This is a genomic window from Mesorhizobium montanum, assembly GCF_033977145.1.
GTDB classification, from domain to species: Bacteria; Pseudomonadota; Alphaproteobacteria; order Rhizobiales; family Rhizobiaceae; genus Mesorhizobium; species Mesorhizobium montanum.
In genome coordinates this window covers 1-15,648 of sequence record NZ_JAVIJF010000032.1, presented here as the reverse complement: position 1 = coordinate 15,648, position 15,648 = coordinate 1, and the positions used below count along the sequence as shown (strand labels likewise).

At 62.0% G+C, this 15,648-nt stretch carries 10 protein-coding genes; 3 read left to right on the top strand and 7 right to left on the bottom strand.

Features of this window, described 5'->3' with window-relative positions:
• The first annotated feature begins 591 nt into the window (after positions 1-591).
• The gene (locus tag RFM68_RS30875; protein ID WP_320236760.1) at positions 592-3,735 is read left to right on the top strand and encodes a Ulp1 family isopeptidase; all 3,144 of its coding nucleotides are present in this window, start codon (positions 592-594) and stop codon (positions 3,733-3,735) included.
• A 566-nt stretch (positions 3,736-4,301) separates the two neighbouring features.
• Here the strand turns inward: RFM68_RS30875 and RFM68_RS30870 are convergent.
• Together RFM68_RS30870 and RFM68_RS30865 are read right to left on the bottom strand one after the other, a co-directional pair.
• The gene (locus RFM68_RS30870) at positions 4,302-4,625 is read right to left on the bottom strand and encodes a hypothetical protein (protein ID WP_320236759.1); all 324 of its coding nucleotides are present in this window, start codon (positions 4,623-4,625) and stop codon (positions 4,302-4,304) included.
• 922 nt (positions 4,626-5,547) lie between these two features.
• Positions 5,548-5,706, bottom strand: a complete 159-nt coding sequence (locus RFM68_RS30865; RefSeq protein ID WP_320236758.1) for a hypothetical protein — start codon at positions 5,704-5,706, stop codon at positions 5,548-5,550.
• Positions 5,707-5,969: 263 nt separating this feature from the next.
• Here RFM68_RS30865 and RFM68_RS30860 point away from each other — a divergent pair, with 263 nt between their 5' ends.
• Both RFM68_RS30860 and alr read left to right on the top strand, forming a co-directional pair.
• Positions 5,970-6,377, top strand: coding sequence for a Ros/MucR family transcriptional regulator (locus RFM68_RS30860; RefSeq protein ID WP_320217783.1), 408 nt, complete (start codon positions 5,970-5,972; stop codon positions 6,375-6,377).
• A gap of 172 nt (positions 6,378-6,549) precedes the next feature.
• Positions 6,550-7,716, top strand: a complete 1,167-nt coding sequence (gene alr / locus RFM68_RS30855; RefSeq protein ID WP_320217784.1) for an alanine racemase — start codon at positions 6,550-6,552, stop codon at positions 7,714-7,716.
• 739 nt (positions 7,717-8,455) lie between these two features.
• On the opposite strand, the gene RFM68_RS30850 is transcribed toward alr, so the two are convergent.
• From RFM68_RS30850 to RFM68_RS30830, 5 genes are all read right to left on the bottom strand, one after another.
• Positions 8,456-9,835 (bottom strand): M16 family metallopeptidase, encoded by a 1,380-nt coding sequence (locus RFM68_RS30850; protein ID WP_430694984.1) that lies wholly within the window; start codon positions 9,833-9,835, stop codon positions 8,456-8,458.
• Positions 9,835-11,205, bottom strand: coding sequence for a M16 family metallopeptidase (locus RFM68_RS30845; RefSeq protein WP_430694983.1), 1,371 nt, complete (start codon positions 11,203-11,205; stop codon positions 9,835-9,837). The genes RFM68_RS30850 and RFM68_RS30845 overlap by 1 nt, the downstream gene beginning before the upstream one ends.
• A 1,266-nt stretch (positions 11,206-12,471) precedes the next feature.
• The gene (locus RFM68_RS30840) at positions 12,472-13,671 is read right to left on the bottom strand and encodes an IS256 family transposase (RefSeq protein ID WP_320236756.1); all 1,200 of its coding nucleotides are present in this window, start codon (positions 13,669-13,671) and stop codon (positions 12,472-12,474) included.
• Positions 13,672-13,877: 206 nt separating this feature from the next.
• Positions 13,878-14,045, bottom strand: a complete 168-nt coding sequence (locus RFM68_RS30835; RefSeq protein ID WP_320236755.1) for a cold-shock protein — start codon at positions 14,043-14,045, stop codon at positions 13,878-13,880.
• Positions 14,046-14,375: 330 nt separating this feature from the next.
• The coding region (locus tag RFM68_RS30830) for a Ulp1 family isopeptidase (RefSeq protein ID WP_320236754.1) at positions 14,376-15,648 on the bottom strand (1,273 nt) is incomplete at its 5' end.

The window sequence follows — 15,648 nt, the reverse complement described above, 5'->3', positions numbered from 1 at the left end:
AGCTCGGCTCGGGCCTGATCGGAGGCTTGGTTGATGGGCAGCGCGACTCCTGTACCAGCCCTATGACCGAGTCGGTGTTGGAGTGCCTGCCGATCGATGACGAGGTTGTCGAGGTGCAGCCTGGCTGGCTGCAGCCTTTGCCCCAGTCGTCCGACCAGCGCCCTGGTTGCCGTCAAGCACAAAGACGCCGCAATTATAACCGTTCTGCTGCTGGGTTACGCGGGCCGGCTCCAGGCGGGCTCCCAGCCGTTGTGCGAGCTGTGCCGCGGGCTGGTCGTTGTGGGGTCGGCTCCGTAGCCGTAGCCGTCAAGTCCGCCTGAATGACTAAGCTCGTCTGGGGATCGTGAAACATTATGATGTCACGGACCGGCGCAACTTCTGATTCAGCATCGCTCAGATGATGCTGAGCTCTCATAGCGCGTCAGCTTGTTGTCAGGTCAGCCAAGCTACGCTCCGACTCAGCCGGGCGGCTCAGGTCGCGCAATCGTTTCACGGATCATCTCGCGGCCTATCCGCGGCTTTATGCGCGAACTAAACGTTTCCAGCCGCCAGGGCGGCTTGAGCTGCTCGGAACAGGCAAAAGAAGATAGCATGGATCCCTTTAACAACGTCAATCCATCCCGCGTCTCAGATCTCGCCCGCACAGACGATGCAGGCTCGCAGCAGCAGACCGACCAGGCGCGTTTTCAGGAGCATCTGAACGCGTTGCCGCCGGGCCAGCATCGGCAAGCCGTTCCAAACAGCCGTCTCGCCAGGCGGCGGACCGGCTCACATGCAGATGCGGTTGGACCGAGCATGCTGCAAGAGGAGGACGCGGAAGGCGGTTCGCAGTTGCCCTTTGCTCCACCAGCTCACTCACCTGCGCAGAGTTTTGACCAAGACGAGCTCTTTGCCGCCGCCGATCGCGCCGGGCCGTTTGCGGCTGCAAGTTTCGCGTCGGCGCAGTTCTGGCAGGATGCGCAGCGGGTGGTCCACTCACCGGCGCAAAGTGTCGATCAGCCGCGGAGCCGCGCAGCGATTGGGGGCGGTTACGAAGCTTCGAGTTCCATCCCGCCGCCGCGGGTCAACCTGCCCGCCACGGGCTTTGGAAGCGCACCCGATGTCGTGAGCCTCCCTCACGTCGTCGCGGACGCATATCGGCCTGCGGCCAATCAACAGGGCGATTTGACCGGCGCACGCCATACAATGCCGGCCGCGGCGCCGCACCAGGCTTCCGTCGTTCAGCAAACGCGCAGCCGCAAGCGCGGCCGCGAGCACCCGGACGAGGCGCTTTTTGCCGCCTACCGTGCCGAGGCTACAACAAAGGTGAGCAAGAAATCGATCACTGGCGATATAACAGCGCTGCGCAAGTTCAGCACATGGCTTGACGAGAACCATCGGACCCAGATCGCCGGCCGGATTGAGGACCCGGGGTTGGACGCACTGGTGAAGGACTTCGCGGAGCGCGAGAGCGCGCGTATCAACCCGGCGCTGAAGAGGCTCCGGCAACATTCTGCCGGACAGCCTGTGACGGCTGCTTCGACTGTTCGACCCGGCACGAAGGACGATGAGGAACTCTTCGCCCAATACCGGGCAGAAGCCGTGGCCCGCCTCAAAGCACCAACCTTGGGAGGCGATCTAGCGGCGCTGCGCAAGTTCAGCACATGGCTTGACGAGAACCACCAGAGCCAAATCCACGGTCGGATTGAGGACGAGCAGCTGGACGGCCTGGCGAAGAACTTCGCGGGCAACGATGCCGTACTACTGAGCGACATCAACGTGGCATTGGGAAGGCTGCGGCAGCATTCTGCCGGACAGACTGTCACAACAGCTAAAACTCGCCCCGTCAACGAAGAGAACCAGGTGATCGAAGATGCATGTCGGTCAGCTGCAAGCAGGTACGGAAAAGAGACGCTAAATAGCTATCGGAGTCATTTGTGTCGTTTCAACGAGTGGCTCAGTCAGAACTTCGGCAAGGGCATTGCCCAGATTGAACCCGCGGTGCTGAGCCGGGCGGTTGACGAATACAAGAAGAACGCAGGCCCCCGTTTCGGCACAGCCTGGGGCTTTCTGCAGAAATACCGGCAAATGGTCGCAGCCAACAATGCGCTGGGCTTGGCAGCCCATGGGCAAGCGGCCCCGCGCGAGCAGCCAAGCGGCCCGCCCACTGGAACTGTGCAGAGCGCCTCGGCCGTCGCCTTCTCGCCCATCCCCATGTCCCCGAGCGACCCGGCCTGGGACGTGTTGCGAGCCTTCCATGAAGAAGAGGCCGCACAGCGTGGCGCGCCAATGGCTACCAATGTGCCGCAGTTCCATCAGACGACATCGCTGCCGCCAGAATTGGCCCCCGTGCCGCCCCCATCCTCGCCTGCTCAAAGTGCCGGCTCGTCCTCGACCTTCGCCGGCCTTGAACCACTGTCACCCACACCTTATCGGCGTCCGGATTTTGATCTGAATGCGCTCACGCCCGGGCAACTGGCTGAGGAGGGTAGCGGCTTGGGCCATTGGACCGCAGGTGATGGCTCGGCAATTGCCAAGCCCGGCTCGTCACGTAGATCATCGCAGATCTATGCCGGTCTTGATGACATCGTCGACTTACAGGACGATGCCGGCTCCGCGCCGCGGTCGCACGCTGTCAGGTCGAGTTCGATTGCCGGGCCATCGCCCTCATCGAGCGTGCCTGGCGAAGGTTCGGCGGCGTCGAGCGCTGCACATGGCAGGCACCCGGAGCTCGGGCCACAGCTTGGCTCGCGGGAGCAGGCCGATTTGGGGGTAAGGCCTGCCGCCTCGCAGGAAAGTTACGATCAGTCGCAACTTTGGCAGGAGGTGGACCAAGCTGGGCGGCGGGAATCTGCCGGCTCCGACTCGAATTGGTCGCCGCAGATTCCGTCTGATTTTGACGCGACTACGTGGCCAACGCCGAAATCCACGTCAGCTCGCTCGTCAGACATCTACCGCGGTCTTGACTCCCTGGTCGATTTGCCGTCCACACCGGCCGAGCTGCGTGATGATGCCCATTATGCCCCGCCGCCTCCAGGTACAGCCTCCGACGCTCAGGTTGAGGCGCTCGATCCGCAAGCCTCGTCTCACGACCGCAGCGGACTGGCGCTCGACGCCACGCAATGGCTGAGCGATGAGCATATTCAGAGGGACTACGAGCTGCTGGCGCAGGAGCTGCAGAGGGAAAATCCAGATCTCGCCGCCCGAACGCGGCTCGTCGACCCGCTGATAGCCCACTACCATCTGCGCCTGGGCTCCGACAATGCCGCGCTCAGGGCTTTCCAGCGCATCGTCTATGATCGCAATGGCAACGACATTGCCGACTTCATGTTCCTGCCTGTCAACGATGCCAGCGCTACCGATCCCGAACGCCGCGGCAGCCACTGGTCGCTGCTTATGGTTGATCGACGCGAGCGGGAAAGGCCGGTTGCCTATCATTACGACTCCGCCGGGCGGCTCAACGACCAGCCCGCGGCACAGCTCGCACGACGGCTGGGAGCCCGCCTGGAGCCGGCCCGCATAACCCAGCAGCAGAACGGCTATGATTGCGGTGTCTTTGTGCTTGACGGCACCAGGGCGCTGGTCGGACGACTGGGGCAAAGGCGGCAGCCAGCCAGGCTGCACCTCGACAACCTCGTCATCGGTCGGCAGGCACTCCAACACCGGCTCGGTCATAGGGCTGGCACAGGAGTCGCGCTGCCCATCAGCCAAGCCCCTGATCAGGCCCGAGCCGAGCCAAAGGCCAAACTCCAATAAACATCGCCTGTCACACGTCCTCTATAAGCCGTCGGGAGCCGTCACCACGCGCTTATCGGGGAGGCGTGTTACCTAAAGATTTCGAAATCCGCCTTTTCCGCTTCAAATGAAGCAATCGGCAATTTCTTGCGGCGTCAACGCGCCCCGCGTCCATGCCTGCGCCCGAGCGCCGGCTCAATGGCCGGGCTGTCAGGCTCCAGAAGCGGCCAGATGCCAGGCAGGGAAAAGCTGCTGCGTGTCAATGACGAGCTGCTCTACCAGGCGACCGGCGAAACTGGCTTCAAGCGCAAAGGGGGTCATGCGACGAGGCGACTGTCGGCGGAACTCGCCTTCACAGCAGTCCTGCTTCCGCCCGAGGCGAAGATCCCGGCGCACAGCCTGCAAGGCATGATAAGGATTTCGCCCTACAGGCTCCGCGCCAAGCGATCGTTGTCCGACCTGACAAGACATGGAGCATTCGTCCAATCTCGCACGAAATCCCTATCGAACGCCGCGCGTTCAATAAGCTCTCCGAATCGCAGGATCCAATAGGGTGCTGTCCGACAACGGGGATGACGATCCCGAGGTTACCGCGAAGGCGACTGACTCGGACCGCCTCGGGCAACATGGCCCTTCAACCGATCAGCGATCTCATCGAGTGCTTCGTCCCAAGAAACCTGCACCCACTGCGGATCTGGGATCACTCTTCGACGTCGTGCGCCGGAGCGGCGCCTAAGACGCCTTGAATTGTGGACGATTTCCGGCGCCGATCGGCCCTTGAGGCAAACTGCCTTGCCGGTCGGATGATCAGGATTTGGCACCACCTTTTTGAGCCAGTTGTTTTCGACGACGTTGATGGTGCCACACCGTGACTTACACAGCGTACAAAAACCGACTTTTTCTTCTATCATGGTAGGCGGGTCTCCGAACGTCGTGCGATGGTCGCTACCAAGACGCGAGCAGGGCGAAACGCGGCTTCACGACTATCGCGTAGCGACCGACAGTCCGATCTATTCCAGCACAAAAATCCCCATCTGAACCGTCGAGGCGGCGGGGATGGACGGCTGTTATTGCCACTGATCTTGGATTAGTCCGGGCATTGGGCGGCAAAGCCGGAAGATTCCAAGTCGGTCGGCTCGGCCAATTTCACCGGGCAGGACCGGGGGGTCGGTTCCCTCAGATCACGTTCGGACGAAGGCCTATACATTTCGTAATTTGTCATCGCCGGACAATTCACGATAGGGCTCGCTTGCGGCTCGCGTCGCCATCCGAATCGGACCAACTCTATCTCCTCCCGCCGGATGGACGGCTCGAGCCGCCCCTGCCCGTGCGTTGCGGAAGCGAAGCTACTCAGCCCGGCGGCAGCTGTCGCGCCTGCGCGATTGCCGGAGACCGCCAAGCTAGGTCGGCCCGCCATCTGGTGCACATTCGCAGACCTTTGAGACCGCATCCAGAGCCTGTCCGGCGATGTGTCCATACATTTGCACAGCCCACTGGGAACCTCTGCCCGCACCAGGAAGGAGGGCCCCTTCGGACCAGGAAAATCGGCAGACTCGCTAAACGCTATCTGACTCGCTGGGACCCGCGGTTCCCGATTTGGTCACAGCTGATCGGCTGCTGTCCAGTTCACCCACGCCGCAGGATTCGAGGCGTTTGCGCTCGGCCGCCAAGTGTTGCCTAGCGAGACTTAATTCAGCCGTCATGATGTGGCTGCAGGCTAAGGCACGGCTGATCCCGCCGGTTGGCCCGCGTTCCCGTGTAACTCCTGTGCCCGGCTTACGACCGGGCTCTTTTTTATACAGGCAGTTTCGACCGGATCGAACAGATGGGCCTTCAGGATTGCATCGGCAGCGTGCGGCGTCGAGCGCGATATCCAAAAAGGCCTTCCGTGGTGTGAATCGAGAGAATGCCAATCACGCCTTTGGAATCCTCGACTGTCGAAGCGTGAAATTCGCTCGGCACGAAAGGCAATGCCTTCTTCGTCTGGCGCATCGCTCGCCTGTATCCATAGCGCCGACAATCGCGCAACCCGACACCATGGTAAAGCGGACCTAGAGGGGTCCGATAAACTTCATGACCTTGTAGAGCCCGGGAGGGCGGCGATAATCGCGCGCTTCCGGGGCCGTCGGTGGGAAAAAGCCTCCGTGGACTTTCAACCCGACCCCGTTACCCGCGGACTTCGTTGCGTTCATGCCGCGCCACCGTTAAAAAACGAGAGCTTCGGCGACATTGCTTCAGGCAAGGAGTGCACCGCGATGGAAGAAACCGACGACAACACCAGCGCCCTTATCGAGCTGACCGCCGAGGTGGTCTCAGCCTATGTCTCGAACAATCCAGTCCCGGTCGGCGATCTCCCGGCCCTGATCGATCGAGTGCACGGAGCGTTGAAGAGTGCCGGCGGCGGCGCGGCGGAAAAGCCGGAAGCTCTCACGCCAGCGGTGCCCATTAGGAAGTCCGTCACGCCGGACTACATCATCAGCTTGGAGGACGGGAAGAAGTTCAAGTCGCTGAAGCGGCATCTTTCCGTTCACTATGGCCTGACGCCGGACGAATACCGCGCCAAATGGGGCCTGCCGGCTGACTATCCGATGGTGGCCCCGAATTACGCCGCCGCCCGTTCTTCGCTTGCCAAGTCAATGGGACTTGGCCGCAAGGCTACCTGACAAGCAAAAGCGGCGCACGCTAAGAGAGGCCCGCAAGCTCCCTGAGGGCATGCGCTTGCCAACACTGATGGCCTTGCCTCTGATGGTTAAATTGCCTCCTTGAGGGTGGAATGCTCCCGAACGCGGTTAGGAACCCACCTATCACCAACACTTAGACGGTATCGGAAAAACTTTGCAGCTTGACTATCAGACACTGATACATTGCGGTCCACCCGCCGCCTCTGACCCCCACCGCACGCCGCTGCGCGGCAGCTGGTACGAGATCGACCTAGACGCGATCAGGCACAATTATCGCCAGCTTCGCGCACACCTGCCCGCGGCAGTACGGATTTTCGCGTGCCTGAAGCGCAACGGTTATGGGTGCGGCGCCGGACCGGTGGCTTCAGCTCTGGCTGCAGAGGGGGTTGACGGCTTCGGCGTCGCTGCGCTGCCAGATGCGGTCGCGATAAGGCATATGGGAGTCGAGCTTCCAATCCTGCTCTATCCCGGACCTCTGCCGTCATCGGCCGACATCATCGAACGGCTCGGGCTTACAGTCACAATCTCCAGCCTCGAGGAACTGGAACGCTGGCGTGCCGCAATGGACAGCACGCGGGTCTTTGTAAAGGTTGATCTTGGCTTTTACAGGTCGGGGGCAGCGCCGTCGGCTGTCAGCGCATTGCTCGCGGCCGGCCATGCTTATGACGATGTCGATGTCGAAGGGCTTTATGCGCATCTCAGCGAACTGCCTTCGGAGACGCCCTTCCATGTAAGCGAACAGCGCTCCCGTTTGCAGCAGATTCTTCAATCGGCCAATGCTTCTGGGACACGACCTCCCATTGCGATGGTGGCGAGCACGGTGGGTGTACTTCGATACCCTGAGATGGATTTCGATGCCGTCGATCCCGGCGCCTTGTTCATTGGTGTCTCCGACACGGATCATTCCACCCGGCCTGTCACCCTGCGGCCGGCTCTTAAAGCCATTTCGAGCTCTCTGGTTTCAATCAAGCGGACCGACTCCTCGCTCGGGACGGCGCCGGACCTGCCTGGCTACCAGCAAGGAATGGTCGTCGGAGTGCTCGGTATCGGTTGGGGAGACGGGCTGCCGCGTCAGCTCCCGCCCGGCGCTGAGGCACTGGTGAGAGGCCGGCGTGCGCCTCTGCTGCCGCCGGTTCATTTAGAACATCTCCGTATCGACCTCACGGACATCCCCGATGCTTGTTTCGGCGATCAGGTGCTCTTGCTCGGGCAGCAGGGAGATCAGACCATCACACAGCATGAGGTCGCCACCTGGTGGGGCACTGACATCGTCGGGCTGTATGCTCAGCTCCGGGACCACGTTCCACGCGTCTATGTCTGAGATTCATAAGAGCACAACAATCGAGAGCGGGTGATTCCAGAGCAACGCATACACTCCCGCCGACCAACTCTCCTTGCACACCGCGACGTCGCGCGGCTCACTGCGGCGTCGCGCGATCGTGGGTATCAAAAAAAGCGGCCTAGGAGTCGTCCCTGCCGGAATTGACAATCAATTCGGCGCTGAAGCTCATCGACCAAATGGGGCCGAAGGCAGGCCTGGATGCGTATTCCGACGAAGCCGGCCATCGATTCCGATTTGAAGCCGGCCAGTCATTCCGATTTCATTCCGGCCGCCGTTCCGATTTGAAAGCGGCCAGTTTCGGTCTGATCCTGGGTCGCGTTGATCCGGCCGTGCTGGAAGAACGCCGACGCCATAATGGGATGCCATCATGCCGTAGCTGCGATTGATCTCGGGATCGTAGAAGCTGGCGCGGCTGACCCGGGAGGAATCAGCGCGCTCAGAACCTCAAAGTCAGTCAATGCTGGCGCGGCAAGCCGGCGCCGGGACGGCTGTGCCTCGGTACCTAGCAATCGGAGGTGGCCGATCTACGATGTTGAGGCGTCAGCTTAGACGCCACAGCTCGACTTATCATTGCGGGCCGCGCGGATCGCGTGCGCTCGCATTTTTTGTCGTAGGCATACGCCGCAGAAAGAGGGCGGCATTAGCGCCAGGAGACAGGTGATGCAAGCTTAAGCGATTGGCTGCCTTGCTAACCAGCAAGGAAGCTGCCGCTCATCCTTTAATATCGGTTGAGCGGCGGCCCGACGATCATGACGGTCGGATCGGCCGACAGAAGCTTCCTAGCCTCCGTCCTGACATCCTCCAGAGATACGGCGTCGATCAGCGCAGCGCGGTTTTTGATATAGTCCATGGCGAAATTGTCGCGCTGTAGCCCGACCAGTGTCGCCGCAATCGAATCCGAAGACTTGAGGTGGTTAATCGCAAACGAGCCGATCAGGTATTTCTTGGTCGCCGCGAGCTCCTCCTCGGTCGGCCCCTTCTCGGCCATGTCCTTCACCACCTTGCGCACGATCGAAAGCGTCTCGGCGGCCCGATCGGAGCGCGTCGCAGTCGTCACCAATAGCGCGTTGGAATGCTCGTGATCGACTAGCTTCGAGCTGACGCCATAGGCAAGGCCGCGCTTCTCGCGCACCTCCTCGAAGAGGCGCGAGGTGAAGGTCGAACCGCCGAGGATCTCATTCATTAGCGCGGCAGCGAAGAAATCTCGCGCGTTCGGTTTCACGCCGGGCCAGGCAAGCTGCAGCGAGGTCTGCGGCAGGTCGTAATTGACTTCGAGCTGCTGGCCGAGCTTGAGTTTGACGTCTTCCACGGGAGCCAGCGTCTGCTTCTGCGGCAGATCGCCGAACACCTCGTCCAGCTTGCCGCTCAACGTGGCGGCGTCGATATCGCCCACCACCGCCACATGCAGGCCGCCGCGGGCAAAATTCGCTTTGTGAAAAGCCCTGATGTCTGCGGCCGTGATGGTGGCCAAGCTCTGCTTGGTCCCTTCGTCCGGCCGCGAATAGGGATGCTGGCCGTAGATGGCGCGCAGCCAGCGCTGCTGCGCCACCGTATTGGGATCGCGCTCGTTGGCAAGGATGCCGGAGAGGATCTGGCTGCGGATGCGGTCGATCGGCGCCTGGTCGAAGCGCGGGCTGTTGACCGTCAGCTTCAGCAGGCCGAAAGCTTCGTCCTTGTGATCGGACAGCATGCGCATCCAGCCGTAGGTCCCGTCGCGCGCCGCCTGGAAACTTATCTCGGCGCCGGCATCGTCGAGCTTCTGCTGGAAGGCCTCGCTATCGAGGTCGCCTGCGCCTTCGTCGAACAGGCCGGTCATCAGATTGACCAGCCCTTCCTTGCCGACGGGATCCTGGGCGGTGCCGCCATCGAAGACGAAGCGGATGGCAATCAGCGGTATGGAATGGTCTTCCACCAGCCAGGCGGTGACGCCCTTCTTCGACCTGACCTCCTGGATGTTCATCGCGGCGCGCGCGTCAAGCGCCGGCAGCGACAGGAAGAACAGGGCAAAGCACAGAGTGGCGATGGCGCGCACCACCGTTCCTTCTCCCCTCGCGGGGGAAGGAACGCCGCTCATCCGTTCAAGGACCAGGCTCATCATCAATTCCCCGCCTGTTGCTGGGGCAAGAGATAGCCGGTGGTCGAGTGGTCGAGCACGAGGTAGCGGGCGGCGGCCGCCTTGACCTCTTCCGCCGTGACCTTGCGGATGCGGTCCGGCCATTCCTGAACGTCCTTCACATTGCCGCCGGTAGCGAGCGTCCAGCCGTACAGATTGGCCATTTCGTCCTGTTTGTCGCGGGTGAAAATCATCGAACGAACGTAGCGGGTCTTGGCCCGCTCCAGCTCATCGTCGCACACGCCGTCCTTGACGATGCGGGCGATCTGGGCATCGACCGCCGCCTCGACATCGCTGAGCTTGGCGTCGCCGCGCGGGGCGCCATAGACGGTGAAGTTGGTGGCATCGAGCATCGTGCCCTGGAAATAGGCGGCCGCCGAGGAGGCGATTCCCTGCTTGACGACGAGCTCCTGATACAGCCGGCTGCGGTTGCCGCCGCCGAGGATCTCGGCCAGCAGGTCGAGCGCCTCCGCCTCGCCGGGTTTGGCCGTATGATAGGATGGCACCACCCATTGCGTGGAAAAGCTCGGCACCGAGACGCGCGCATCGGTGAGCGTCACCGTGCGTCTGGTGTTCTGCTCCGGCTCCACGGGGCGGATGCGCGGCGGCAGATCCGGTCCACGCGCGATCTTGCCGTAGGTCCTTTCGGCCATTGCCTTCACGGCGTCGGGATCGACATCGCCCACCACCACCAGCACCGCGCTATTTGGGTGGTAGTGGGCGTCGTAAAACGCCTTCGCGTCCTCTCGGTTGAGCTGTTGGATTTCCTGCATCCAGCCGACGACCGAGATGCGATAAGGCTGATTTTGCCAGAGCGTAGCATCAAGCTCCTCTGTGAGCACCGCCTGCGGATTATTTTCGATGCGCGAGCGGCGCTCCTCGAGAATCACGTCGCGTTCAGTCTTGATGACGTCGTCGGTGAGGACGAGGTTGCGCATGCGGTCGGCCTCATAGCTCATCATCTGGCCCAGCGCCGAGGGCGGCACGGTCTCGTGGAAAGCGGTGAAGTCGTAGTAGGTAAAGGCATTCTTGGAGCCGCCGATCTCGGACACCGCACGATCGAGCTCGCCGGCGGCGTGGTTGGCGGTGGCCTTGAACATCAGATGCTCGAAGAAATGCGCGATGCCGGATTTGCCGGGCGGCTCGTCGGCACTGCCGACCTTGTACCAGACCATGTGGGTGACGATCGGAGCGCGATGGTCAGGAATGACCACCACTTCCATGCCATTGCGGAGCAGGAAATCGGATGGAGACTTTTCGCCGGCCATTGGCGACCTGATCCCGGTGAAGGCTAAGATGGTTACCAGCAGGGTCTTGGAAACCCAGCCGCCGGGGTTTGCAGCGAACATCGTCATGACTCTGTTTTGCTCCTTGGTGCGCTACGCGTTCGACAGATCGGGTAAGCATGGAACGTGCCAGGCAGAAATGACTTGCGGGCAACGCGTTCGCACCCAAACCGACCATGTCGGTTGTCGGACATTGTCGGGTTTCACTCCCCAGCCTTGGCCAATGCGATCGCAAGGGAGCGGTGGTTCGGCACGTTGCCGTTCACGCTCCCGAACCAGGGGCCAGCATGGCTGGTGCGGTATCGCTCATTGTCTGGCCGGCGGTGGCGGATAGGTCCCCCTACCCTTTCCGCAGCATCGGCTGGCTAGACTAAATCAGCGTGTAAGCCTCGAAGGCGAGAGCACCACCAAGCGGGTGCTCCCTCCGAACCGGAGCTGCTGTGGCGGTGCTTCCAGATAGCCGGCCAGCGATACTGCTGTGTCTCGGTGAATGGGGGTAAGTTCCTCGCAGCTGCGCCATGCGGAGCAATCTGCGCGTCATGTAATTTGCCTGCCCAACCGAACTCAGACCAAGAACGCCCGGGCCCTGCGCAATGTTCAAAGTCGCCGCTTTTGCCATCGGCAGTTTAGGCGCTGAACAGTATCCTAGTTGGTAGCCATTTCCTCAACAGGTGGCGGGCGCCGATAGGGCAACCGCATCTTGGACCCATTTCTCCCCCTCCCAAGCCAGTTCCTCTGAGGACGCAATTATCGGACCAACAACAATATACTGGGCACCGTGATGGCTACGCGACAGCCTCAATTGTTCAGCGAATAATTATTCCTGGCGCAACTGTGGTGTTGACAATTTCGCACATGCGAAAAGATTTTGTGCATTGCGATGAGCTCTTCGGCCTGTAAGGTCCCGGTGTCGGCATTGCACGTCCCTGAAGTGCATGCCGGCGTGAATTCAGCGCTGTCCCTTCGTGCGCTGTTTTCGATGCGAGCCCGCTGTCGCCTTCCGGCAGCGGGCTCCTTACCCAGAATCGGCTGCCCGAGCGATGAGCTATGCGAGCCGAATGCGTTCCAGACCTCTTTTGCCTGCCGCGCATTCGGCGAATACTTTTTGCCCTTCAACCAGCGCAGCGAGCCCAGACCGGGTCAGCGCAGAGGCATGAACGAAATATCCTTCTCGCCGCTTTTAGTGCAATGAAGCCGCAGCCCCTTTCAGGATTGTAAAACTTAACGGTGCCTGAGATCTCCGACTGGGGGCCCAGTCCAACACTGGATCATGTCCCGCGGGGTGGTGTAGCTGGCGGCATTGGTCGCCGCGCTCTCCGGCATGGGCCGGGCTGATCAGCGCGCCACGGCTGGCAGGCTGATCAGGGGATCATCGCTCATCTGGCTGATCGTTTCCAGGGTCATATATCTGGCCCGCTGCACTGCCCATTCATCGTTCTGTTCGAGCAGGATTGCGCCGACGAGGCGCACGATCGCATCGTCGTTCGGGAAGATTCCGACGACCTCGGTGCGCCGCTTAATCTCGCCGTTGAGCCGCTCGATCGGATCCGTCGAGTGGAGCTTGGCGCGATGTTCCTTCGGGAAGGTCATGTAGGCCAGCACGTCGGGCTCGGCGTCATCCATGATTGTCGCCAGCTTCGGCACCTTGGGCCGGATCTGATCAGCCACGGCGCGCCATTGGGTGCTCGCGGCCTCGGGCGTTTCCTGGGCGAAGGCGGTGGCGATGAAGGCCGAGACGACCCTGCGGCCGCTCTTGCCGGCGTGCGCCAGCACGTTCCTCATGAAGTGGACGCGACAGCGTTGCCATGTCGCGCTGAGCACCTTGGTGACGGCCGCCTTGAGGCCTTCATGCGCGTCGGAGACGACCAGCTTGACGCCGCGCAGGCCGCGACGGGTCAGCTTGCGCAGGAACTCGGTCCAGATCGGCTCGGCCTCCGAGGTGCCGACCTCCATGCCCAGAACCTCGCGGCGGCCGTCGGTGTTGACGCCGACGGCGATGATGACGGCGACCGAGACAATGCGGCCGCCGCGGCGGACCTTCAGGTAGGTGGCATCGATCCAGATGTAGGGCCAATCGCCCTCGATCGGCCGCTCGAGGAAGGCCTTCACCTTGCCGTCGATCTCCTCGCACAGCCGCGAGACCTGGCTCTTGGAGATGCCGCTCATCCCCATCGCCTTGACCAGGTCGTCGACCGAGCGCGTCGAGATGCCCTGCACATAGGCTTCCTGGATGACGGCGGTGAGCGCCTTCTCGGCCATGCGGCGCGGTTCGAGGAAGCTCGGGAAGTAGGAGCCCTTCCTGAGCTTGGGAATGCGCAGCTCGACGCTTCCCGCTCGCGTCTCCCAATCCCGCTCGCGGTAGCCGTTGCGTTGAGCGAGCCGCAGCGCGCTCTTCTCGCCATAGCCGGCACCGGTGGCCGCGCCCACCTCCAGTTCCATCAGCCGCTCGGCGGCAAAGCCGATCATCTCGCGCAGCAGATCGGCATCCGGGGTCTTCTCCACGAGCGTGCGCAGGTTCATCATGTCGTCGGTCATCGGTGGTCCTTCCGAAATGGGTTGGCGTCAACAACCAAACCCTACCGGAAAGCGCCGATGACCACCGACACGCCGCTCACTCTACAGCGCTGCTAACGGCGCGCTCGCGAGCGGCTTCATAACCCTCAGCTACACCACCTGATGGGACACAACCCCAACACTGGATCGGTCCGCTACACGCTGAGGAGTTGACGCTTTCACGACCTCTACCTTTGCGCCACCTGACGGCCCTTTGGCCTTTCCTCAAGGATAACCTTGAGATGCGCGCCACTGCGGCATCCGGCCGCCTCCACCACCCGCATATGAAGATATGCGTCCGCGCCGTCGGCGAGTGCAACGAAGCCGAAACCTTTGCTGGCTTTGAACCACTTCACCTCGGCGTGGACACAGTTCGAGGTGCCAGCTGACTGCCGCTGAGCGGTTTGTCATCTGTTGTCGACGACGGTCGAAAACCGACGCGAGCTGAAGCGCTGGAGAGAGCAAAGGCGGTCGCCCGCGCGCTCTTCAACTAGCGCTGTAGCGGGGACCGCCTTTGCGGCGCGGTGCTGATCATCTGAGGTTGAGAAGGCGATAGGCGCGAGGCACGTCTCCAGTCGCCCTGAGGGGCTTTCGACCTACCCCGCCATGCGCCGGCCTTGTGGTAGATCTGCGGGTAATCTGCGCCGTAGAAACAATCCGGCGTAACACCGATCTCAACTGGCACATCAGCCCCGCAGTCGGTTTTGCAGTGCCCGCCGATCAACGGCAAGATAGTCGAGGTGCAGCCTGGCTGGCTGCCGCCTTTGCCCCAGTCGTCCGACCAGCGCCCTGGTGCCGTCAAGCACAAAGACGCCGCAATCGTAGCCGTTCTGCTGCTGGGTGATACGGGTGGGCACCAGGTGGGCTCCCAGCCGTCGTGCGAGCTGTGCCGCGGGCTGGTCGTTGAGCCGCCCGGCGGAGTCGTAATGATAGGCAACCGGCCTTTCCCGCTCGCGTCGATCAACCATAAGCAGCGACCAGTGGCTGCCGCGGCGTTCGGGATCGGTAGCGCTGGCATCGTTGACAGGCAGGAACATGAAGTCGGCAATGTCGTTGCCATTGCGATCATAGACGATGCGCTGGAAAGCCCTGAGCGCGGCATTGTCGGAGCCCAGGCGCAGATGGTAGTGGGCTATCAGCGGGTCGACGAGCCGCGTTCGGGCGGCGAGATCTGGATTTTCCCTCTGCAGCTCCTGCGCCAGAAGTTCGTAATCTCTCTGGATATGCTCATCGTTCAGCCATTCCGTGGCGCCTAGTGCCAGCCCGCTGCGGTCGTGGGACGAGGCTCGCGGATTGAGCGCCTTAACCTGAGCGTTGGAGGCTGTACCTGAAGGCGGGGCATAATGGGCATCATCACGCAGCTCGGCCGGTGTGGACGGCAAATCGACCAGGGAGTCAAGACTGCGGTAGATATCAGACGAGCGAGCTGACGCGGACCTCCCAGCTGGCCCCATGTCTTGATCCGACTGCGGCGACCACTCTGACCAGGGGCGGTCCCGACGGGCAGGTCTTTGCCTTGCGGCTTGGTCCACCTCCTGCCAAAGCTGCGACTGATCGTAACTTTCCTGCGAGGCGGCGGGCCTTACTCCCCAATCGGCCTGCTCCCGCGAGCCAAGCTGTGGCCCGAGCTCCGGGTGCCTGCCGCTCGATGACGACGATGGCCCGGCAATCGATCTCGACCTGGCAGCGTCCGACCGCGGCGCGGAGCCGGCATCGTCCTGCAAGTCGACGATGTCATCAAGACCGGCATAGATCTGCGATGATCTGCGTGACGAGCCGGGCTGGGCAATTGCCGAGCCGTCAACTGCGGTCCAGTGGCCCGAGCCGCTACTCTCCTCAGCCAGTTGCCCGGGCGTGAGCGCATTCAGATCAAAATCCGGACGCCGATAAGGTGTGGGTGACAGTGGTTCAAGGCCGGCGAAGGTCGAGGACGAGCCGGCACTTTGAGCAGGCGAGGAT

Coding starts and splice junctions, on each gene's coding strand:
- RFM68_RS30875 (WP_320236760.1), top strand. CDS start 592: ATGGATCCCTTTAACAACGTCAATCCATCCCGCGTCTCAGATCTCGCC.
- RFM68_RS30870 (WP_320236759.1), bottom strand. CDS start 4,625: ATGATAGAAGAAAAAGTCGGTTTTTGTACGCTGTGTAAGTCACGGTGT.
- RFM68_RS30865 (WP_320236758.1), bottom strand. CDS start 5,706: ATGCGCCAGACGAAGAAGGCATTGCCTTTCGTGCCGAGCGAATTTCAC.
- RFM68_RS30860 (WP_320217783.1), top strand. CDS start 5,970: ATGGAAGAAACCGACGACAACACCAGCGCCCTTATCGAGCTGACCGCC.
- RFM68_RS30850 (WP_430694984.1), bottom strand. CDS start 9,835: ATGATGAGCCTGGTCCTTGAACGGATGAGCGGCGTTCCTTCCCCCGCG.
- RFM68_RS30845 (WP_430694983.1), bottom strand. CDS start 11,205: ATGACGATGTTCGCTGCAAACCCCGGCGGCTGGGTTTCCAAGACCCTG.
- RFM68_RS30840 (WP_320236756.1), bottom strand. CDS start 13,671: ATGACCGACGACATGATGAACCTGCGCACGCTCGTGGAGAAGACCCCG.